This is a genomic window from Corynebacterium lizhenjunii (genome assembly GCF_011038655.2).
GTDB lineage: Bacteria > Actinomycetota > Actinomycetes > Mycobacteriales > Mycobacteriaceae > Corynebacterium > Corynebacterium lizhenjunii.
On sequence record NZ_CP064954.1, the window covers coordinates 783,872 to 803,718 of the forward strand.

The 19,847-nt window shown below is 60.2% G+C and carries 15 protein-coding genes; 9 read left to right on the top strand and 6 right to left on the bottom strand.

The genetic code is table 11. The features are described 5' to 3' along the window. Positions 1-172 precede the first annotated feature (172 nt). The 3 genes from G7Y31_RS03700 to G7Y31_RS03710 all read left to right on the top strand — a co-directional run bounded on the left by G7Y31_RS03700 (position 173) and on the right by G7Y31_RS03710 (position 5,191). Positions 173-1,846: a BCCT family transporter gene (locus tag G7Y31_RS03700; RefSeq protein WP_413227969.1), complete on the top strand. Its 1,674-nt coding sequence runs from the start codon at positions 173-175 to the stop codon at positions 1,844-1,846. Between the two features lie 136 nt (positions 1,847-1,982). Next, complete coding sequence (gene metG / locus G7Y31_RS03705) at positions 1,983-3,836, top strand: methionine--tRNA ligase (protein WP_165007843.1); 1,854 nt, start codon at positions 1,983-1,985, stop codon at positions 3,834-3,836. Between the two features lie 128 nt (positions 3,837-3,964). After that, the gene (locus G7Y31_RS03710; RefSeq protein ID WP_165007841.1) at positions 3,965-5,191 is read left to right on the top strand and encodes an MFS transporter; all 1,227 of its coding nucleotides are present in this window, start codon (positions 3,965-3,967) and stop codon (positions 5,189-5,191) included. A 396-nt stretch (positions 5,192-5,587) separates the two neighbouring features. Here the strand turns inward: G7Y31_RS03710 and G7Y31_RS03715 are convergent, their stop codons facing one another. Continuing rightward, positions 5,588-6,088 carry a GNAT family N-acetyltransferase gene (locus G7Y31_RS03715; protein WP_165007839.1) on the bottom strand — a complete coding sequence of 167 codons (501 nt, stop codon included), beginning with the start codon at positions 6,086-6,088 and terminating at the stop codon, positions 5,588-5,590. Between the two features lie 9 nt (positions 6,089-6,097). Next, on the bottom strand, positions 6,098-6,598 hold the full coding sequence (locus tag G7Y31_RS03720; protein ID WP_165007837.1) for a GNAT family N-acetyltransferase: 501 nt from the start codon (positions 6,596-6,598) through the stop codon (positions 6,098-6,100). 26 nt (positions 6,599-6,624) lie between these two features. Between G7Y31_RS03720 and G7Y31_RS03725 the strand changes: the two genes are divergently transcribed. The 4 genes from G7Y31_RS03725 (at position 6,625) to G7Y31_RS03740 (ending at position 10,800) form a co-directional block, all read left to right on the top strand. Next, on the top strand, positions 6,625-7,452 hold the full coding sequence (locus tag G7Y31_RS03725; RefSeq protein ID WP_165007835.1) for a TatD family hydrolase: 828 nt from the start codon (positions 6,625-6,627) through the stop codon (positions 7,450-7,452). A 385-nt stretch (positions 7,453-7,837) separates the two neighbouring features. Next, positions 7,838-8,914 (top strand): resuscitation-promoting factor, encoded by a 1,077-nt coding sequence (locus tag G7Y31_RS03730; RefSeq protein WP_165007959.1) that lies wholly within the window; start codon positions 7,838-7,840, stop codon positions 8,912-8,914. Between the two features lie 80 nt (positions 8,915-8,994). Beyond that, positions 8,995-9,855, top strand: coding sequence for a 16S rRNA (adenine(1518)-N(6)/adenine(1519)-N(6))-dimethyltransferase RsmA (gene rsmA / locus G7Y31_RS03735; RefSeq protein WP_165007833.1), 861 nt, complete (start codon positions 8,995-8,997; stop codon positions 9,853-9,855). Next, positions 9,856-10,800, top strand: a complete 945-nt coding sequence (locus G7Y31_RS03740) for a 4-(cytidine 5'-diphospho)-2-C-methyl-D-erythritol kinase (RefSeq protein ID WP_165007831.1) — start codon at positions 9,856-9,858, stop codon at positions 10,798-10,800. Between the two features lie 83 nt (positions 10,801-10,883). Here the strand turns inward: G7Y31_RS03740 and G7Y31_RS03745 are convergent, their stop codons facing one another. Then, the gene (locus G7Y31_RS03745; protein ID WP_165007829.1) at positions 10,884-12,206 is read right to left on the bottom strand and encodes a hypothetical protein; all 1,323 of its coding nucleotides are present in this window, start codon (positions 12,204-12,206) and stop codon (positions 10,884-10,886) included. Positions 12,207-12,294: 88 nt separating this feature from the next. Between G7Y31_RS03745 and G7Y31_RS03750 the strand changes: the two genes are divergently transcribed. After that, positions 12,295-14,172 (top strand): ABC-F family ATP-binding cassette domain-containing protein, encoded by a 1,878-nt coding sequence (locus G7Y31_RS03750; RefSeq protein WP_165007827.1) that lies wholly within the window; start codon positions 12,295-12,297, stop codon positions 14,170-14,172. A gap of 131 nt (positions 14,173-14,303) precedes the next feature. Next, entirely contained in the window at positions 14,304-14,627 is a 324-nt protein-coding gene (locus G7Y31_RS03755) for a putative quinol monooxygenase (protein ID WP_165007825.1), read from the top strand. Between the two features lie 77 nt (positions 14,628-14,704). On the opposite strand, the gene G7Y31_RS03760 is transcribed toward G7Y31_RS03755, so the two are convergent. From G7Y31_RS03760 to G7Y31_RS03770, 3 genes are all read right to left on the bottom strand, one after another. Further along, entirely contained in the window at positions 14,705-15,142 is a 438-nt protein-coding gene (locus tag G7Y31_RS03760; protein ID WP_165007823.1) for a hypothetical protein, read from the bottom strand. Between the two features lie 86 nt (positions 15,143-15,228). Then, positions 15,229-17,820 (bottom strand): DEAD/DEAH box helicase, encoded by a 2,592-nt coding sequence (locus G7Y31_RS03765; protein ID WP_165007821.1) that lies wholly within the window; start codon positions 17,818-17,820, stop codon positions 15,229-15,231. Continuing rightward, positions 17,820-19,829 (bottom strand): site-specific DNA-methyltransferase, encoded by a 2,010-nt coding sequence (locus G7Y31_RS03770; RefSeq protein WP_165007819.1) that lies wholly within the window; start codon positions 19,827-19,829, stop codon positions 17,820-17,822. The genes G7Y31_RS03765 and G7Y31_RS03770 overlap by 1 nt, the downstream gene beginning before the upstream one ends. Between the last annotated feature and the right edge of the window lie 18 nt (positions 19,830-19,847).

The window sequence follows — 19,847 nt, forward strand, 5'->3', positions numbered from 1 at the left end:
ACATCCAGAAACCGGCGGGGTAATACCCGACGTTACTAAGGAAGAAATAGTACACGGCCCGCTTTCTGCACAGCAGCAGGAAGCGCTCCAAGAATTTCAAGAGGAATACCAGACCGTCGACGAGCAGCTAGATGAGCGCTCAGCGACCAGCCAGCTCCAAGACATGCTGGATATGGACTTCGAGGCAGCCGATAGCGGCGAGCCCGAGGTGGAGTTGGCCGCAGATTCTGACGATGCCCCCATCGACTGGACCGTCGTTTCGGTCACCGCGGTGCTGGTGGCCGCCATCGTGGGGTGGGGCCTGGCGGCCCCAGAGTCCTTCGGTGAGTTCGCAGCTAGCGCTTTGAGCTTTGTGGTGGGCAACTTCGGTTGGGCTTATGTCCTCTTTGGCACCGTGTTTGTGGTCTTTGTGCTGTGGATTGCAGCATCGAAGTTTGGCACCATTCGTCTGGGTGCAGCCGAGGAAGAACCGGAGTTTTCCACGCCGTCGTGGATTGCCATGATGTTTGCCGCCGGTATGGGCATTGGTCTGATGTTCTACGGGGCATCGGAACCGCTGAACTACTACCGCAACGGCGTGCCGGGCCATGGTCCGGGCGAGGTGGGCACCTCCATGGCGCACGCGATGTTCCACTGGACGCTGCACCCGTGGGCGGTCTACGCCATCGTGGGCCTAGCCATTGCCTACTCGACGTTCCGTATTGGCCGGCGCCAATTGTTGAGCCAGGCCTTCGTGCCGCTCATCGGCCAGCGCAGGGCTGACGGCCTGCTGGGTAAGATCATTGACATCCTGTCGGTGTTTGCCACTGTGTTTGGTACCGCCTGTTCCTTGGGTCTGGGCGCTATCCAGCTGCAGGCAGGCTTGCAGGCCTCCGGGTTGATTGAAAACCCGTCTAATAACGTGGTCATTGGCATTGTGCTGGTGCTGACCCTGGCGTTTATCCTGTCTGCCATGTCTGGTGTGGGCAAGGGTATCCAGTACATCTCTAATGCCAACATGGTGCTGGCAGCGCTGCTGGCTATTTTTGTCTTCATCGTGGGCCCCACGGTGTCCATCCTTAACCTGATCCCGGGCTCTGTGGGCAATTACCTGGACAACTTCACGGAGATGATCGGCCGCACCGCCGAGTCCAACAACGGCGAAGCAGCGGAGTGGCTGTCGTCCTGGACCATCTTTTACTGGGCATGGTGGATCTCCTGGTCGCCGTTCGTGGGTATGTTCTTGGCCCGCATTTCGCGCGGTCGCACCGTACGCGAGTTCTGTGTGGGCGTGATGTTGGTGCCTTCTGGTCTGTCCACCGTGTGGTTTGCCATCTTCGGTGGCACCGCCATCCACCTGGAGCAGCAGGGCAACTCCATCGCCGGTGAGTCCTCTGAGCAAGAGCTGTTTAACCTGCTGCACACCTTCCCCGGTGGCTTCGTGGCCGGCGTGGTGGGCGCTATCTTGTTGGCGACGTTCTTTATTACTTCTGCGGACTCGGCATCTACGGTGATGGGCTCGATGTCCCAAAACGGTGCGGCCAATGCCAAACCGTGGTTGTCCGCCACCTGGGGTGCGCTGACCGCAGCGGTAGGCCTGACCCTGCTGTTGACCAACGAGGACTCCCTGTCCAACCTGCAAAACGTCACCATCGTGGCGGCGCTGCCCTTCCTCTTCATCATCGTGGGCCTGATGGTGGCCATCTACCGGGGGTTGAGCACCGACGTCATTTACCTGGAATACCGCGAGTCGCAGGCCTTCCAACGCAAGCTGGCCCGTGAACGCCGCTTGCACCGCGAATACCAGCGCGCCGAAGAGCTCAAGCGCCGCCGCAACGAGTTGCTGCACCTGCGCAAGAAGCACTAGGTTTTCGCGCCTAAGGGCTAGCTAGAACTTTGCTTGTTCTGTGCTAGCCCTTTACTTGTTGCTCGCTATGGGCTTGCTGGGCGCTCGCTGGGACCTCAAGCGCATCCCGGCAGGCGGTCGCGATAGAGTAGTGGGCATGACTGAGCGCAAAGAGCATGCACATAAAGAACATGTAGTAGTGAATGTGGCGTGGCCGTACGCCAACGGCCCGCGCCACATTGGCCATGTGGCCGGCTTCGGGGTTCCCTCGGATGTGTTTGCCCGCTACCAGCGAATGCGCGGGGCTGATGTGCTCATGGTCTCCGGCACGGACGAGCACGGCACGCCCTTGTTGGTCCAGGCCGATAAAGAAGGCGTGACGGTGCGTGAACTTGCGGACCGCTACAACCGCCAGATTGTTCAAGACCTTGCCGGACTGGGCCTGTCTTATGATCTCTTTACCCGCACCACCACTCGCAATCATTACGCCGTGGTGCAGGAGTTATTCAAGGGTCTGTATGCAAACGGCTACATGATCAAAGAGACCACCCAGGGGGCAATCTCCCCGTCAACCGGGCGTACCCTCCCGGACCGTTATATTGAGGGCACCTGCCCGCTGTGTGGGGCTGAGGATGCCCGCGGGGACCAGTGCGATAACTGCGGCAACCAGCTGGACCCGGTAGATCTGCTCAACCCGGTATCGAAGATTAACGGGGAGACTCCGCAGTTTATTGAGACCGAGCATTTCTTGCTGGACCTGCCAGCAGTCAAGGACGCGCTGGAGGAGTGGCTGAAGTCCCGCCAGGACTGGCGTCCTAATGTATTGAAGTTCTCCCTGAACCTTCTAGAAGACATGCGCCCGCGCACCATGTCGCGCGATATTGACTGGGGTATTCCCGTCCCGGTGGAAGGCTGGGAGACTAATGGGGCCAAGAAGCTTTATGTGTGGTTTGATGCCGTGATTGGCTACCTCTCTGCCTCCATCGAGTGGGCCTACCGCACCGGAAGTCCGGATGCCTGGAAGGAGTTCTGGCAGAACCCGGATGCTAAGCACTTCTACTTCCAGGGCAAAGACAACATCACTTTCCACTCCCAGATTTGGCCAGCGGAGCTACTGGGCTACGCCGGTAAGGGCTCCAAGGGCGGTGCGGAGCACCGGTTGGGCGAGCTGAACCTGCCCACGGAGATTGTTTCCTCGGAATTCTTGACCATGTCGGGTTCTAAGTTCTCCTCCTCCAAGGGCGTAGTGATCTACGTCAAGGACTTCCTAGCGGAGTTTGGCCCGGATCCGTTGCGCTACTTCATTGCCGTGGCCGGCCCGGAGAATAATGACACGGACTTTACGTGGGAGGAGTTTGTCCGGCGGATCAACAATGAGCTAGCCAACGGCTGGGGCAACCTGGTCAACCGCACGGTATCCATGGCACACAAGAACTTTGGGGAAGTGCCCGTGCCAGCGTCTTTGGAGCAAGCCGATCAGCGCATCCTGTCCCTGGCGGAAGAGACCTTCGCTACCGCAGGCGCCGCGCTGGAGCAGTCCAAGTTCAAGCAGGCCATTACCGCGATTATGCACGTGGTGGGAGAAGCCAACGCCTATATCGCAGAGATGGAGCCGTGGAAGCTGGCTAAAGACGACTCCCAGCGCGAACGCCTAGCCACCGTGTTGTGGACTGCACTGCAGGTGGTCTCAGACTGCAACGTGCTGCTAACTCCCTTCTTACCGTTTACCGCCCAGAAGGTCCATGAGACGCTGGGGCGCGACGGCGTGTGGGCCGCGCAACCGCGGGTAGAAGAAGTCAGCGATACCCAGCCGGTGGACCTGGTGGGCGTAGGCCTGCCGCCGGAGGGTCACAGCTACCCGATTATCACCGGGGATTACGACAACCAGCAGGCAGTATGGCAGCGCGTGGACGTTACCCCGGGCACCCCGCTGGCTAAGCCAGAACCGCTGGTGGCCAAGCTGGATCCGGAGCTGGCGCAAACCGGACCGCAGTGGGCACCCGTGCAATAAGTGCCCGCTAAACAGCTCTTCCCCTTTAAAAGGAAGGGCTGTTTTTAATTACTGCGATTTTGTTATCTCAACAGCTGCGTTATCCCAATAGCTTTACTCCAGCAGCTGTGTTATCCCAAGGAGGGCATATGACAGAGCAGTCGTCTCAAGACAGCGCCGCGTTGCGCGCCCGACTAGGGGCGGGGGTGACGCTCGGGGCAATAGTCATGCTGGCCCTCAACCTGCGTGCAGGTGTGTCCTCGCTGGCGCCGGTGCTGGGGCAGGTGCGCGCAGCCCTGGGGGTATCCACCTCCACGGCGGGTCTACTCACTGCTTTACCCGGGCTGTGCTTTGCCCTCATGGGCTGGTGCGCGGTGCCGCTGGCGCGCAAATTGGGGCTGACCCCGACGTTGCTGTGCGGCGTCTTGGCCATAGCGGCAGGTTTGGCGCTGCGCCCCTGGTTGGGTAGCTTTGCCCTGTTCTTCCTGTGCACCGTGGTAGTTGTCGCGGGGATTGCCGTGGCCAATGTCTTATTGCCGGCGTGGATCAAAAACACCCGCTCAGCGCTTTCCCCGGTCGTGGCGATGAGTGCCTATACCGCAGTATTGGGCCTGTCCGGGGCGGTGGGGCCGTTGTCTTCGCTGCTACTGCGCGACTGGCAGCTGGTTCTGGTAGTTTGGGCGCTTCCTGCGGTAATCGCTCTTGCGTGGTGGTTGCCGTTGGCCCCGCGGCTGGGGCGCGACGTCCCCCGCGGCACCCAGGTTAGTGGCGGTAAACCCATGCGCACCTCGCCTACAGCGTGGTATTTGCTGGGTTTCTTTGGCCTGCAGTCTGCGGGTGCCTACGTCCAAATGGGGTGGTTGCCGCAGATGCTGGCCGACCGCGGCGTGGGCGCAGACGTGGCTGCCTGGGCGCTCATCCTCATTGGCAGTATGAATATCCTCGGTGGGGTGCTCATGCCGTGGCTGTGCGCGCGGATGCGCAACCTGGTTCCCGTGCCCATTGCGCTGTCACTCATCACCGCAATCGGCTGGTGCGGGGTGCTATGGCAGCCGACAAGTGCACCGCTGCTGTGGGGACTATTGCTGGGTATTGGTGGCATGTGTTTCCCGCTGGCACTCGCCCTGCTAGGCCAGCGCACGCGTTCCCCACTAGTAACCGCCAGGCTGTCCGGCTTTGTCCAACCCGGCGGTTACCTCATGGCTGGAATTCTGCCCTTCCTGGTGGGCGTGATGTCTGTGGCTTGGGGCGGCTGGACGCAGGTGCTGGTACTGCTCATCGTCTTGAGCCTGGTTATGGCCTGGTGCGGGGCACGCGCCTGTCGCCCGGTGGTAGTCGATGAGGAACTAGCGCAGCGCACAAAGCCGCGCACCTAACGGCGTACCAAGCCGCGCACCTAACGGCGCACCTGACGGCGCACCAAGTCGCGCACCTGACGGCGCACATCGCCCTGGTCCATCGGGCGAGGTCCTACTTGTATATATCGCGGGATAGTTTCATATACAGGTGGCCCGCAGGCGGGCGAGTTTTCCCAGGTCGCACGGAACGCTTGCGGCTACTTGTATATATCGCGGGATAGTTTCATATACAGGTAGCGCGTGGGACTGTTGGGACTAGCGCACAGAGGCGACGGGACGACTAGTGCACCGAGGGAAACGGGACTAGCAGCCAGAGGGTAGTGCGTGGGCCAGCTTCCGCACTACAAAGCATCAACTCTGGCTCGGCCGGGGGCAGCCGGTGATGAACTAGCGCAGCGCTCCTAGTCCCGGCTCCTAGTCCCGGTTGAAATCGCGCTGCAGGTGCACCAAGCCCAGCCGCTTGCCCGCCTTGGTATGGATGTTGGGCATGCGCCCGGTTTCCACAAAACCGAGCTTGAGGTGGAGGGCCAGGGAGCCGTAGTTTTCGTCGACAATGTAGGTAATCATCGTGCGCACGTAGTCATTGGCCTCCGCGTGCTCCAGGACTGCCGCCATCAATTGCGATCCCACGCCCTTGCCTTGAGCCTGCGGGTCCACATACACCGAGTTTTCCACCGTGCCGTAATAAATGGCGGGGGTGACGAACTGGAAATACGCCGCCCACCCCAATACCTGGCCGTCTTCCTCGGCAACAAAAACCGGGTAGCCGGCCTGGTTTTGTTCCCGCAACCATGTCTCGCGGTCAGCGGCATTTTCTTGCCAGGTGACCAGGTTGAGGGCGGGCTGAGCAGAGGCCCAATTATAGATCTGGGTGATCGCGGGGGCATCGGCAAGCTGTGCGGGACGGATCAGCATGGGGTCTCCTTAAGGGTGCGGGGTCAGACGCTGCAGAATGTGCAGGTCCAGGAAGCGGTCGAACTTGCGGGCCACTTGGCGCAGGGTGCCCACCTGGCTAAAGCCATGCTTGCGGTGCAAGGCCACAGAGGCGGAATTGGCGCCGGTGATTTGGGCTATCAGACTATGGGCTTTGGGATCGGCGCAGGCACGGGCCACCAACTCGGCCATCAGCGCTGTGCCCACACCGCGCCCGTGTGCTGCGGGGTCAATGTAGATGGTGTCCTCGCAGGCGCGGTACCACAGCTGCGGGTCGCGGTAGGGCTTGTATAGTGCCCACCCCAGCAGCTGCCCGTTTTCCTCGGCGACTAGGCAGGGGTAGCCGTCGGCTTCCAGCTGGCGGTGGAATTCCTCCCTTTCGGCCACAGTGGCCTCGTTGGCGCGGAAGAGGGCATCTGTTTGCGTGATTGCCCAGTTGAGGATAGCGGTCATAGCTGGGACATCGGCTAGGGTGGCTTCCCGGATATGCATGAAATCCAAGGCTACACTGTGGAGCCATGTCGAAGAAGAAGCCGCGTCCTACCCCCGTTGCCGTGCCTGGCCTTTCTGGTTTGAGTGATGCCCATACGCACCTGTATTCCCACCCGGATGAGGATGCCGCCTTGGTCGCCCGCGCAGCCGCCGCCGGTGTGGAACGCATGGTTACCGTCGGTGATGATGTAGCTGAGTCCCAAGCGGCGCTGGATGCAGCGCACGCTCACCCTGGGGTGTGGGCGGCCTGTGCGGTGCACCCGGTGCGGGCACACGAGCTTGACGCCGCAGCACGGGAGTCCATCGCGCGCATGGCTGCTGACCCGCGCTGCGTGGCCGTGGGGGAGACCGGCCTGGATACCTATTGGATAGAGCATGCGCCGGAGACAACCGCACCGCTAGAGGTTCAACTGGAGGCCCTGGACTGGCATGCCCGTTTAGCCAAGCAGGTGGGCAAGGTGTTGATGATTCACAACCGTGAGGCGGACGCACAGCTGCTAGAGGCCCTGGCTGATGTGGATGTGCCGGTGATGTTGCACTGTTTTTCTTCCCCACTGGCGGTTGCTAAGGAGGCCGTCGCGCGCGGCTGGGTGCTTTCTTTTGCGGGCAACGTGACCTTCAAGCGCAATGAGGAGTTGCGCCAAGCAGCCGCCCTGGTGCCGGTGGAGCAGCTGCTGATTGAAACCGATGCCCCCTATATGACTCCGGAGCCCTTCCGCGGGCAGCGCAATGAGCCAGCCTTGATTGGGCATACGTGGCAGTGCATTGCCGATGCCCGCGGGGTGGAGGTCAGCGACTTGGCTGTGGCCGTGGGTGCGACTTTTACGCGGGTTTTTGGCCTGCCGCAGGCATAGCTACAGGCATAGCCACAGGGATAGGCACAGGCATAGCTACAGGCATAGCCACAGGGATAGGCACAGGCATAGCTACAGGCCTAGCCACAGTCCTAGTCACAGGTCTAGGGTGAGGCTTTTCACAAGAGTGTTTGTGCAGTTCAGCCGATGTCCCTGGGGTGCGTGTGACGCAAGCGTTAGCCGTTTTGCGTGTGGTGCTGCCCTGATCGACGGCTAAACATTGTTACCGTACTGTTACTTAAGGTTCGGGTTCGCAGCGAGGCAGCTAGCGGGCCCATGATGACAGTACGAGCACCCCGCGGAAGGAACCTGCGTGTCTACGACCCATCAGATTAAGCGGATCAACAACTCTCGCTCCCTGCCACTGCGGTTGGCTACTGGCGGTATGCTCTCCACCCTGGCTGTTGGCGGCGTGGTTGCCGCCGGCGCCCACAAGGACGTCACGGTGGATGTCAATGGTGAAGAGATTAAGCTGGCCACTTTCGGCGGGGACGTGAACTCCGCCCTGGCCGCCGCTGGGGTAGAGGTGGGGGCCAAGGACTTGGTCTCCCCGCCGCCGAGTGCTCAGCTGCGCTCCGGAGATACCGTGACCGTGCGCACCGCCAAGCCCGTTGCGGTCAGTATAGATGGCGTGGAGCGCAAGCTGTCCTCCACCGCCCTGACTATCGAGGACCTGCTGGGGGATCTGGGCACACAGATTCCCGGCGCCACCCTGGTGGCCGCGGGGCAAGAGACCGACGGCAGCCAGCTGGTGACCGAAGGCCTGCAGCTAGACGTTATTTCCCCGAAGATCATTGAGGTCAACGACGGTGGCCGCGTGACCTTTACCAAGATTGCCGCCAAGACCGTGGCGGATGTCATTGCCGCCCGCGGCATTGACGTCGATGATGATGACCGCGTGCACCCCGCCCCTGACACCCCGGTGACCGAGGGCATGAAGATCAAGGTCGATCAGGTCTCCACCACGGACTACGAGCAGACCGAGACCTTTGAGGCGGAGCCTACCTACGTCGATGACCCGGAGCTGGAAGAGGGCCAGGAAGCCATCCGCGCCGAAGGCACTCCCGGCGAGCGCATTAACACCCGCCGCCTGATCATGGTCGATGGCCAGCGGGAATCAGATGAGGTGATTAAGACCGTGGAGGTTCGCCCCGCGGCACCAGCAACCATCGCGCGCGGGACCAAGCCGGCTTCTACCGCCCCGGCCGTGGCCGCAGGCTCCGTGTGGGACGCCTTGGCCCAGTGTGAGGCCACGGGCAATTGGTCCATCAACACCGGCAATGGTTTCTCCGGCGGTTTGCAATTCACCCCGTCTACCTGGCTGGGCTACGGTGGTGGCGAATACGCCCCGGAGGCCTGGCAAGCTACCCGCGAGCAGCAGATCGCAGTCGCGCAGCGCGTCCAGGCTGCCCAAGGCTGGGGTGCCTGGCCGGCCTGTACCGCCAAGATGGGGCTGCGCTAACTCAACCGGGCTAGTCACACCGCGCTAACTACAACGCACAAGTTAAACCGCGTCGGCTTAGCTGCGTTAGTCTAATAGGCATGTCTGAAGCCAAAGCCGCCCTGTTGGGTCCTGTGGAAATTCGCCAGCTTGCGCAGCAACTCGACGTTACTCCCACCAAGAAGCTGGGACAGAATTTTTTGCATGATCCCAACACCATCCGGCGCATTGTGGCCGCAGCAGATCTGGACCGCAGCGACCGGGTGGTAGAAGTCGGCCCGGGCCTGGGCTCGCTGACCCTGGGCCTGCTCGACGAGGTTGATTGGCTCACCGCCGTTGAAATCGACCCCCGGCTGGCCGCCCAGCTGCCGCATACCGTGGCAGCCCGGGCCCCGCACCGTGCCAGTGCTCTGCGTCTGATAGAAAAGGACGCCCTGACTGTTACGGCCAGCGATATTGATAGTCCCACCGCGTTGGTGGCTAACCTGCCCTATAACGTGGCCGTGCCGGTGCTGCTGAACTTCCTGGAACAATTTCCCACCATTCGCCGCGTCCTGGTCATGGTGCAGCTAGAGGTTGCCCAGCGTTTGGCCGCCCAGCCTGGATCTAAGGTCTATGGGGTGCCCAGCGCCAAGGCAGCGTTTTATGGGCAGGTGCGCCAGGCAGGGGGTATCGGCAAGAATGTTTTTTGGCCTGCGCCGAAGATTGAGTCGGGCCTGGTGCGCATTGACTGTTGGGAGCAGGCGCCCTGGCCGGTAGACGCACGCACGCGCGCGCGGGTGTTTCCGCTGGTTGATGCCGCCTTTGCCCAGCGCCGCAAGACGCTGCGCGCGGCCCTCGCTGGTCACTACGGCTCGGCGGCTGCAGCGGAGGAGGCGTTGCGTGCGGCGGGTATTGAGCCCACTGTGCGCGGGGAGAAGCTGGCCATTGGGGACTTTGTGCGTTTGGCGGGGGTGGTTTAGGTGCACGCTCACGCGCATGCCAAGGTCAATCTGCATTTGGGCGTGGGCCCGGCGCGCCCGGATGGCTTCCATGAGCTGGCCACGGTGTTCCAGTCGCTGGCCATTCATGATGTGGTCCAGCTAGAGCTTGCCGATGCCCCCTCGTCCTCCCCCCGCCACCAGCTGCAGGTGGCAGGGCCCTATGCTGCCGGGGTGCCCACCGATGCCAGCAATCTTGCCTGGCGGGCTGTCGATGCCGTGGCTGCGTACCTGCGCCGTGAGCATGGCGCCCTGGGACTGCCTGCGGTGTCGCTGCGGCTGCATAAGTCTATCCCGGCTGCCGGTGGCATGGCGGGCGGGTCTGCCGATGCCGCCGCGACGTTACGCTTGGCTGCCCAGGCCTACGCGGAGTACCTGGGGGTGGAGGTTCCTGGGGATAGTGTTTTGCAGGAGATGGCCGCAGACTTGGGCTCGGATGTGCCCTTTACGCTGCTAGGTGGTACAGCGCTGGGCACTGGGCGCGGGGAGGCGCTTTCCCCCATGCTGGCGCGCGGGCAGTATCACTGGGCCATTATTACTAGTGTGCAGGGGCTGTCGACCCCGGCGGTCTTTGCCAAGCTGGACCAATTGCGCGCAGCGGGGCGTGGCAGCCAGCCGCACCTGGACACCGCGGATATTAGCCGCGCGCTGATTTCCGGTAGCGCCGAACAGGTGGCGGCGGCGCTGCATAATGATCTGCAAGCCGCGGCGTTGTCGTTGCGTCCGGATCTGCGCAAAGTCCTCGATACCGGCGAGGCCGCCGGTGCGCTGCGCGGCATCGTATCTGGCTCCGGGCCCACGTGTGCATTCTTGTGCGAGGACGCTGAGACCGCTGCGGAGGTCGTGGCCCAGGTCAGCGCCGATAATCGGGGCACCCGCGGCATGGTCACGCACAGCCCCGCGCCGGGGGCGCGGGTGCTTGCCTAGACGCGGCGCGGGCGCTTACTCAGGCGCGGCGCGGGTGCTCGCTTAGACGCGGCGCGGGCGTCCGCGCCGCGGTGCACTGCGGCCTAGAGCACAGCCATCTCGACGGGGGTGAAGTCCAGCTCATGGCGAGCAACGACTTCGCCCTTGTAGAGGTCGATGACCACCAGCTGGTCCTTGTTCGCGTCGGTTATAAACGCGTAGCCGTCCTCGGACTTGAGGATGGGCCCAGGAAGCTGCCACTCCTCCTTTTCCTTCCATTCGGAAATGGCGGCGATCTTGGCGCTGACCTTACCGGTATCTGGGTCGATGACGTTGAGGTTGCCATCGTAGGTCAGTACCAGGGCCTCGCCCAGCGGGCCACGTGCGAGGGAGCGGAACCAGTAAGAGGAGTCCAGCTCCACTTTCTTGGCGGTGTAGGTGGTGGTGTCGATGAGGCTCACAGAGGTAGGCCGCTCAAACTCGGCGTCTTTTTGGGTTTTATTGTCCGCCAGGATGACTGCGGATTCGGTAGAGCCCGCGGAGTTTCCAGAACGCTGGTAGCCCCCGGCGCCGGCGTAGGCCTGGACGTCGATTTTGTGGAAGTCCTTGCCGTCAAAGACCACGGGTCCGTCTTCGCAGCCGAAGAAGAGCTTGCCATCGGCGGCGGTGGATTCGCCGTGCACGCCAGGGCACTGGGTGGTCTCTGCCAGCGTCTTGCCGTCCTTGTCCAGGTGGCGGATGGTGTGGCGCTCTTTTTCGGTGCCGATGGTGGTCACGATGGAGCCATCGGCAAGCGGGACCGCAACGCCGTGGTGGGCCGCACCGGTATCGAAGGTAGCCACGGGTTTGCCCTGGGCGATGTCGTCGGTCTTGTAGACCTCCACGGTGCCGGTGCCATCGGCAAACAGGGCGGTCAGGCCATCGTGGTGGACCACGTGTCCGGCGTGCGGCGCACTAAAGCTGGTCCTCGTCAGCTGCGGGTTGGCGGTGTAGTAGTGGTTGTGGTCGCCGTGGGGCTTGGTAATCAGCCCACTATCAAAGGCCAAGAACTTATCACCCTGGGTGACCAGGGCGTGGCGCCCATCGCCTGCGGTGGATAGACGCAAGAAGCCCGGTACTTTATCGGTGGATAGCACCTGCCCCGTTTTGGCGTCCAGGGTGCTTAGGCCCCCGTCGTAGCTCACCACCACGCGGTTGGGCAGCTGGGCTACCTCAATTTCGCCTTCAGCGGCTTCCATGCCGTCGTGGCTGTGGCTGTGGCCGTCATGCTCGTGTTCATCCCCATGATCATGCCCATGATCATGGTCGTGCTCATGGGTTGCACTCGTCGGGGCTGCGGCGGTGTCTTCCTCAGCGGTGGAGCAGCCGGTCAGCAGGAGTGCCGCTGCGGCGGTGGTGGTCACGGGGGCTAGTAGAGCTTTGTGCATGCCCATAGGGTATTGGTATTGAAATCCGTTCGCAATATGGCAGGCTGGTGGGGGTGCGGTCGCGGGTTCCACTAAGATTGGCGGGGTTATGGCGAACCTCATTAACCTCGAAAACGTCTCCAAGTCCTTTGGGCTGCGCACTCTCCTTGACGGGGTGTCGTTGGGGGTGCAGACCGGCCAGCGTATTGGCATCGTTGGCGTCAACGGCGGCGGTAAAACCACGCTGCTAGAAGTCTTAACGGGCATTGAGCCACCGGATTCTGGCCGCGTCTCCCACGCGGGGGACCTGCGCATGGCCGTGGTTACCCAGCGCTTTGAGCTCGAAGAGTCCCTGACCATTGGCCAGTGCGTGGTCGAACCCTTAGGTGTAGACGTCTTCGAGTGGGCCTCGAATGCCAAGATCCGCGACGTGCTCTCCGGCTTGGGCATCGTGGACTTAGGCCTAGATACCCCGGTGGGGCAACTCTCCGGTGGGGAGCGCCGCCGGGTCAATCTGGCGGCGGCCCTGGTGCAGGACTTGGACCTGGTGGTCCTTGACGAGCCCACCAACCACCTCGATGTGGAAGGCGTGGCCTGGCTGGCTCAGCACCTGCTCCAACGCAAGCTGGCGCTGGTAGTGGTCACCCACGACCGCTGGTTCCTCGATACCGTAGCCAGCGTGACCTGGGAGGTGCACGATGGCCGGGTGGATTTCTATGAGGGCGGTTATAACGATTGGATCTTCGCCCGCACCGAGCGCGCCCGCCAGGCGGATGCCATGGAGCAGCGCCGCCAGAACTTAGCCCGCAAGGAGCTGGCCTGGTTGCGCCGCGGTGCACCGGCACGCACCTCCAAGCCGCGTTATCGGATTGAGGCCGCCGAGGCACTCATTGCCGATGTCCCCGCCCCGCGCGACAAGGTAGAGCTCATGGCTTTTTCCAAACAGCGCCAGGGCCGGGTGGTTATTGAGTTAGAGGATGCCCAGATCACCTCCCCAGACGGGCGCACCTTGGTCGATGGTCTAACCTGGCGCCTGGCGCCGGGGGAGCGGATTGGCTTGGTGGGCGTTAATGGTTCCGGCAAGACCACCTTGTTGCGTGCCCTGGCCGGTGAGCATCCGCTGGCAGCTGGTAAGCGTATCGAAGGCCGCACCGTGCGGCTGGGGTGGCTGCGCCAGGAATTAGATGACTTGGACCCCACGCGGACCTTGTTGGACTCCGTGGAGGACGTTGCCACCTATGTCCAGCTGGGTAAGAAAGAGCTCTCTGCTTCCCAGTTGGCAGAGCGGCTGGGCTTTAGCCCCAAACGCCAGCGCACTCCCGTGGGTGATTTGTCCGGTGGCGAGCGCCGCCGTTTGCAGCTGACCCGCGTGCTCATGGCTGAGCCCAATGTGTTGCTCCTGGACGAGCCCACCAATGACCTTGATATTGATACCCTCCAGGAACTGGAATCCTTGCTGGATTCCTGGCCGGGAACGCTGGTGGTTATTTCCCACGACCGCTACCTCACGGAGCGCATTGCGGATAACACCTATGCCCTCTTCGGCGATGGCAAACTTACCCACTTGCCCGGTGGTATTGAGGAGTACCTCACCCGCCGCCGCGCCATGGAATCTGCCCCCACGGCGCTTACGGTGAGCAATTCTGCCGATGCCGCCCGTACCGCCGATGCCGCCAGTGCTGCCGATGCCGCCGACGGCAAGGCGCAGCCCAAGACACAGGCAAACGCCAAAGCCCAGGCCGCCAAATCCTCGGCGTTGAGCTCCCAAGAGCAACGCGAGATCACGAAGAAGATGAACGCCCTGGAGCGCAAAATGTCCAAGCTGGACCAGGCCACTGCCACGCTCAATGAACAGATGGCGCAGGCTGCCGAAAAGATGGATACTGCGGAGCTAGTCCGGCTCGATAGCGAGCTCAAACAGCTGACCTCCCAGCGCGAAGAGCTGGAGATGGAATGGCTGGAGTTGGGCGAAAAACTCGAGGCCTGACCAGGGGCTCTGCACCACCATGCTTGTTATGGCATGGTGGTGTGCGGTGCCGAAAGGCCAGCAGGCTGAATGCCGCACCACAAGGCGAATGCCGCGTTACCCGACGCGCATCACAAAATAAAGGAGTTTTTATGATTTTGATCAACGTGAAGTTCCACGTAAAGTCAGAGTACAAGGATACCTTCTTGGACCAGGTGCAGTGGTACACCGACGCCTGCAATGCGGAGCCGGGCTGCATCTTCTTTAAGTGGTACGCCGACCCAGAAGATGATTCGCGCTTCCTGCTCATCGAGGCCTACGAAGACGGTGCGGACGTAGCCCACGTTGAATCCGATCACTTCAAGCGCGGCTGCGAAGAGATGCCGCAGTACCTGGTGGAAACCCCGGACATCATTAACACCAAGATTCCGGGCAAGACCACCTGGGACAAAATGGCTGAGTACAAGGTGGACTAAGTCACCCACACGGTGGCCGCTAACGGACACTCCCGATTATGCGGCCGCCATGTGCGGTTTTGGCGGCCACAATCCGGCTATGCGGCCGCCATATCCTGAAGTTGCTGGCGTTGCTGTGCATCTAGCTCGGCAACGTCCCACTTCTTGCTGCTATCGAGCGTTTCAACGATCTGGTCCATGGTCGCGCTGCCGTGCACTTCGTCCATATCCAACGACCAGAATCCTTGGGTGGCCTTGGTGACGACCAGGGTGGTCAGCGTGAGGGCTCCAGATTCGGAATCGCCGTGGCAAACAGGGACCAAGACGTGGCCTTCGCCAGCATCAATATACCGTTTAGCTGCATTTCGGATATGTGAAGCTAGAGTAGTGCCCAACGCAGGAATAATCACAGGTAATTCGTCGGTTCCCAGACTCTGGAGTAGCCGATCGTGGTTCCCCGACCGCTCAAGGTTCGCACAGAATAAATCGGCGACTGCCATGCGCGTGCGATACTCCAGCTTTTGCTGTTCGTTCATGGTTTCCCTGCCTCCCATCGGTCGAGGTGCACAAGTAGGCTATTGGCGCCCAAGTGTACTACCTCGTTCGGATTTCAGCGTACGGGTTACAAGAGGTTGCTGACCGCTTGGGAGAGTGCCTTGAGGTCTTCCCACGAATCTGCCCGGGCGATGTCCTGTTCATAGGCGATCAGATAGCCCCAGTGTTGGCCCTCGTAGTTGTCTTCTGCGATGAGGCGGCGTACTAATGACTCGGCTGCTTCGCGTTTTGCTTGTACTTGGGCATCGTCCCGGCCTCGTTCTGATTTTCCTTCTATGATCCAGTGCACGCCCTCGGTGTCCAAAGCCACGAAGTCCGGAAAATAGCGGTCCTTGGCGTTGTAATACACGAAAGCCTGGTCTTGAGCGTGCAGGCGATGCCACCACATGATTCTCGGTGAGGTGTCCAATAAGCGGGCTAGTTGGTATTCACCGCTGAAGGAATCGAAAGACTCTTCAGGGAACAGAGATTTAATCCAACCTCGGTAAAACTGCCCACGTCTGAAGTGATCGCGTGACTCGATTTGGTCATGGATCTCTTTTCCGAAAGGCAAGGTGTAGCCGCTTCCGGGCATGACTTTGGGGTGGATGGTAGGAACTTCACGAGTAGCGCGCAAGGTTTCCTTTGTGTGGGTTTCGACTAGGTTTTGTAATTCCCGGCGTGCAGAGTCTAAGGATTTGATCGTCCAGTCTTCAAAAGTCACTAGCTGCATGAATCTTGGCACTAGGAATTTCTCTACATAGCGGGCAGTCTGCTCAGTCTTGGGCACGAGCGCCATATTCATCACCAGCTTGACCAGTGCATTTGCAGCCTCCTTGTGATCGACGCTGATGGAGTCGACTTCTGCACTTTCGCGGTCGCCGAGCCGTAGTGGCTTGCCTAGGGCGGCGATGATTTCCTTGCGCAGGAGTACGTCACCGGCGGAGGTCACGCGGCGGGCAGCACGTTCAGTGGACGCCTCACTAATCTCTGAGAGATCAATAGGGGGTTGCTGAACTGAAATCGTGGTCACTGGGAAGTGGTAAGTAACCTCAGCGAACGCAGGATTTCTTTCGATGGTGATTAGCCCTGGAATAGCCTCTTGTGCAGAGTCAGGAACAGGGGAAGTAATCGTACGAATCGAGACTCCCGGTTTGTCTTCATCGCTGGATTCGTGGACGGGAATGGCATCCGGCAAATTCCCGGCGGGATTGCTGCCACCTGCCGGTTTCGGCTCCTTCGAGCTATTGAGTGCGGGCTGATTCCCATTCTCCTGTTTGATTGAGTTTGCTTCCTCCGCATCGGGTTCACTAGCGGCTCTACGGATGGCCTTGCTTACTCGTGCCTTGCTCTCACTATCGATAGCTTCTTCGAGGCCAAACTGCTGCAGCACGTTCTCAGCAGCGAGCAGCTCGTTGAACGACTGATGCGCGATTATATCTAGCTGGTCAATCTGTTGGACTCCGGTGTAATGGCCGAAAGGCAATCGCAGCCCGCGCCCCATTGTTTGCTGCGTGAGAACCTCGGAGGCCATCGCGCGTAGCGTGACGATGACCGCGATATTCTTCACATCCCAGCCTTCTTTGAGCTTATTCACGCTAACTACCGCGCGGACCGGGGAGTGAGGCCGGTCCAGTTCGTTCAGGAGGCGCTGGGTCAGCTCGTCCTCGTGTTTGGAATCGACCTGCAGAACAGCTTCGGCGCGCCCAAGGTACTCCGGAGTGCGTAAAAGCTCGGCGACTTGGGTGGCGTGTTCGACATCAGAGCAGACTACAAAGACCACAGCATTAACTTTGTCGCAGTTATTATTGGCTGCGTAGGCATCATAATAGGATTGCTTGAAGTCGCGGAGTTGCAAAGCGTCGCGTAGCTGTAATTCTTCGGCAGCCTCGTCGTCGCCATATCCAGTTTTTCGGAATGCCAGTACTGGGGCTTTGACGTATTTATCTTGTATCGCCCGGAACAGGGGGTAATGGTAGATAACATGGTCGGACTTCCGGTTTACGGAGGCTGTCAGACCAATCGTCGCAGCTGGGGCCAATTCCTTGAGGGCCGCATTAAACTCCTTGGCGGTTGAACTGTAGAGGTGAGACTCATCAGCGATTACTACCAAGTCTTCCAAATCTTTGAGGTAGTCGAAGAGGACACCGGCATTTTCGTCGAAGCGGCGGGGCCTGCGCCGGACAGCATCTTGGGTAGATCCGTGCGTGGACCCTTCGGATTTCTTTGGAGCAATGAGTTGTTGGATGTTGAAGATGAAAGCCAGAAGAGGCACTTCGTGGCCGAAGGAGAGCTGAGGTGCGCCGTTTTGCCGGGAAACCCATGCTGAGTAGTCCTGCGGAGTCACTACTTCTGGCGGCGCAGACGACCCGGTGATGTAACGCGGTGATCCCGGACGGAAATTCTGCATTGTCTTGGTTTGAACGGTCTTTCCTGGCGTAACGATTACGACGTTACTTACGCCCTGGCGACGTAGGTACTCCACGAAGGCGGCCATAAGATAGGTCTTACCCACTCCAGTAGCCAAATTCAGTACCTGCATGACGGCAGGGTCATAATCCCCAGCCAACGTGGAGACTAGTTTGTGCAGCGCTTCCTTGTTTGGCGTGCGCAGGTCAAACTCGGAGCTAATTGACTCCAGCATGTCGGAATTAAAACTGAGATTGAGCCGGTTAGCCATTACTGTTCACCGCCTTTGCTGTAGTGAAATAGATCGTCTGGAAGGGCAACTACCCGTGATCCCTTTACCGCCTTGCGCAGGTGTTGGCGCACCCCGTCCATGACAGCTGTGGCCGCGAGGACTATCGTTTCTCCCGGTGCCGCATGAGGTACCAGCGAGTCCACTACATCAACAGTGGCTACGCCTTCTACGACCTTGAGCAGTGCGTTGCCCCGGCGGCCTTCGAAGATATAGTCATCTTCTGCGTGTAGCAGTGCGAAGCCGAGGTTGGCTGCGATGGACTCTATCAACCTTTGGCCTGTTGCCGCTGGTGTCAGCATCACTCGGTCCAGTTCTGGGTTGTAGTCGAAACATGCCGGGGATAGGTGGGCTACGTGGAAGCCACCTCCGCCGCGCCAATTCCGGGTCTTCGACGGTCCAGTCGCTAGCAGTCGCTTGACGGCCTTAATTGCTGCAGCATCTTCCGCGGTCGCACCGTCTTCCTTTGCGATGGCATTGAGGAGTTTGGTCGCGTCCTGTAGGTCCTTAACCTCAAACTTCTCTGGAAGCACTGCGGAAGGCTTCAGTGTGCGGTCCTTAGTTGTGGTGATGCCTCCTGCGTCCTCGTCACGGACGACCTTTTCCAGGCGCGGCCGTGTGAAGGTGCTAAACGTAGATTCCAATAGCTCGCACGTCACCCACTTGCGTCCCATCTTCTGTGCCACGGCAGCGGTAGTTCCTGAACCGGCGAATACGTCTAGCACGATGTCTCCAGGATTGGAACCGATGTGGATGACACGTTCTAAAAGCCGTTCAGGCTTGGGGGTTGTAAACGATACCGTATCGGGAAATAACGTCTGGATTTCGCGTTTTGCGGAGTCATTATGCCCCACTTCTGAGGATAGCCAGAGATTCTTAGGCATCATTCCCTCAACGTCTGCGAGGTAGATTTTCCTCTGAAACCCGCCGGTCCCGCCATTGGCCGGGTAATAAATCGGCCAATCTCCTTTTTCGTAGCGCTGGATCGCATGAGTCTTGTGGTGCTCGTCCCAGCCCGGAATGATCAGCGGCTTCACGTCGTCTCTGAGTTCAACTCCGTTTCCCTCGACTTTTCTGCGTGCCTCGAGCTCGCTGTCGGTTACTTCTCCGAGCTCGTAAGCCCCCCATTCGCGCATGATCCGCAGCATCTCGGATTGTTCAAATCGCCAGTTAGAAGAAATAGCAGGGTAAACCATATCGCCTGTGATGGGGTGTTGGATGCCATATACACCAGGGTGCTGACGCTTCCCAAGAGTGTGACGGGCACTCTTATCGCCTTGCTTCCATCGTCCTCGAACAGAACCATCTGGATTTGCATAGCGTGCGTCCATCGCGCTGCTCCTTGGCAGCTTATTGCGTTTAAATGCTCCAGATTTTTGGTAGACCAGGATGCCATCAGTAACCATCGGTATCCCCGATGCATTGTTGCTTGGTGCGTATGCTTTTTCCCACTCAATCGAGACGACGTAGTTCTGCGGGCCAAATACCTCGTCGAGGAGCAGCCTCATTCGATGGCTTTCGACGTCGTCAAGGTGCACCCAGATGGAGCCGTCGTCAGCGAGGAGCTTCTTCATGTGCAGGAGGCGGTCGCGCATCATAGTCAGCCATACGGAGTGCTCGAGATTGTCCTCGTAGCTGGCGAAGGTTTGGGCCGTGTTAAAAGGGGGGTCAATGTAGATGAGCTTGACCTTGCCCAGGTACTTTTCGGCCAGCTCGGGCACGCGGGTGAGTGCTTCGAGCACGTCCCCGGATTCGCCGAGGATTAACAAATTGTCAGTTTGCGGTTCCAGATCCGCAAGCTCGGAGTACTCAAACTCATCCGTTTTGGGGGATTGGGTGCCCTCGACATAGTCGTCGTAGATGAGGGTGCGGGTCTCGCAATAGCGTGGGTCGGAAGGGTCTACCCAGGTGTAGCCATATTTACCGGAATCGGTGGGGATGAGAGCTTTGTCCTTGTTATACCACGTGAGCTGGAGACGCTGCGCTGCCATGTACGTAAACCTTCCCGT

Excerpts from the sequence above, each read along its gene's own strand:
- G7Y31_RS03720 (WP_165007837.1), bottom strand. The coding sequence starts at position 6,598 with ATGCATATCCGGGAAGCCACCCTAGCCGATGTCCCAGCTATGACCGCT.
- G7Y31_RS03770 (WP_165007819.1), bottom strand. The coding sequence starts at position 19,829 with ATGGCAGCGCAGCGTCTCCAGCTCACGTGGTATAACAAGGACAAAGCT.
- G7Y31_RS03710 (WP_165007841.1), top strand. The coding sequence starts at position 3,965 with ATGACAGAGCAGTCGTCTCAAGACAGCGCCGCGTTGCGCGCCCGACTA.
- G7Y31_RS03760 (WP_165007823.1), bottom strand. The coding sequence starts at position 15,142 with ATGAACGAACAGCAAAAGCTGGAGTATCGCACGCGCATGGCAGTCGCC.
- metG (WP_165007843.1), top strand. The coding sequence starts at position 1,983 with ATGACTGAGCGCAAAGAGCATGCACATAAAGAACATGTAGTAGTGAAT.
- G7Y31_RS03745 (WP_165007829.1), bottom strand. The coding sequence starts at position 12,206 with ATGCACAAAGCTCTACTAGCCCCCGTGACCACCACCGCCGCAGCGGCA.
- G7Y31_RS03715 (WP_165007839.1), bottom strand. The coding sequence starts at position 6,088 with ATGCTGATCCGTCCCGCACAGCTTGCCGATGCCCCCGCGATCACCCAG.
- G7Y31_RS03700 (WP_413227969.1), top strand. The coding sequence starts at position 173 with ATGGACTTCGAGGCAGCCGATAGCGGCGAGCCCGAGGTGGAGTTGGCC.
- G7Y31_RS03725 (WP_165007835.1), top strand. The coding sequence starts at position 6,625 with ATGTCGAAGAAGAAGCCGCGTCCTACCCCCGTTGCCGTGCCTGGCCTT.
- G7Y31_RS03730 (WP_165007959.1), top strand. The coding sequence starts at position 7,838 with ATGCTCTCCACCCTGGCTGTTGGCGGCGTGGTTGCCGCCGGCGCCCAC.
- rsmA (WP_165007833.1), top strand. The coding sequence starts at position 8,995 with ATGTCTGAAGCCAAAGCCGCCCTGTTGGGTCCTGTGGAAATTCGCCAG.
- G7Y31_RS03755 (WP_165007825.1), top strand. The coding sequence starts at position 14,304 with ATGATTTTGATCAACGTGAAGTTCCACGTAAAGTCAGAGTACAAGGAT.
- G7Y31_RS03765 (WP_165007821.1), bottom strand. The coding sequence starts at position 17,820 with ATGGCTAACCGGCTCAATCTCAGTTTTAATTCCGACATGCTGGAGTCA.
- G7Y31_RS03750 (WP_165007827.1), top strand. The coding sequence starts at position 12,295 with ATGGCGAACCTCATTAACCTCGAAAACGTCTCCAAGTCCTTTGGGCTG.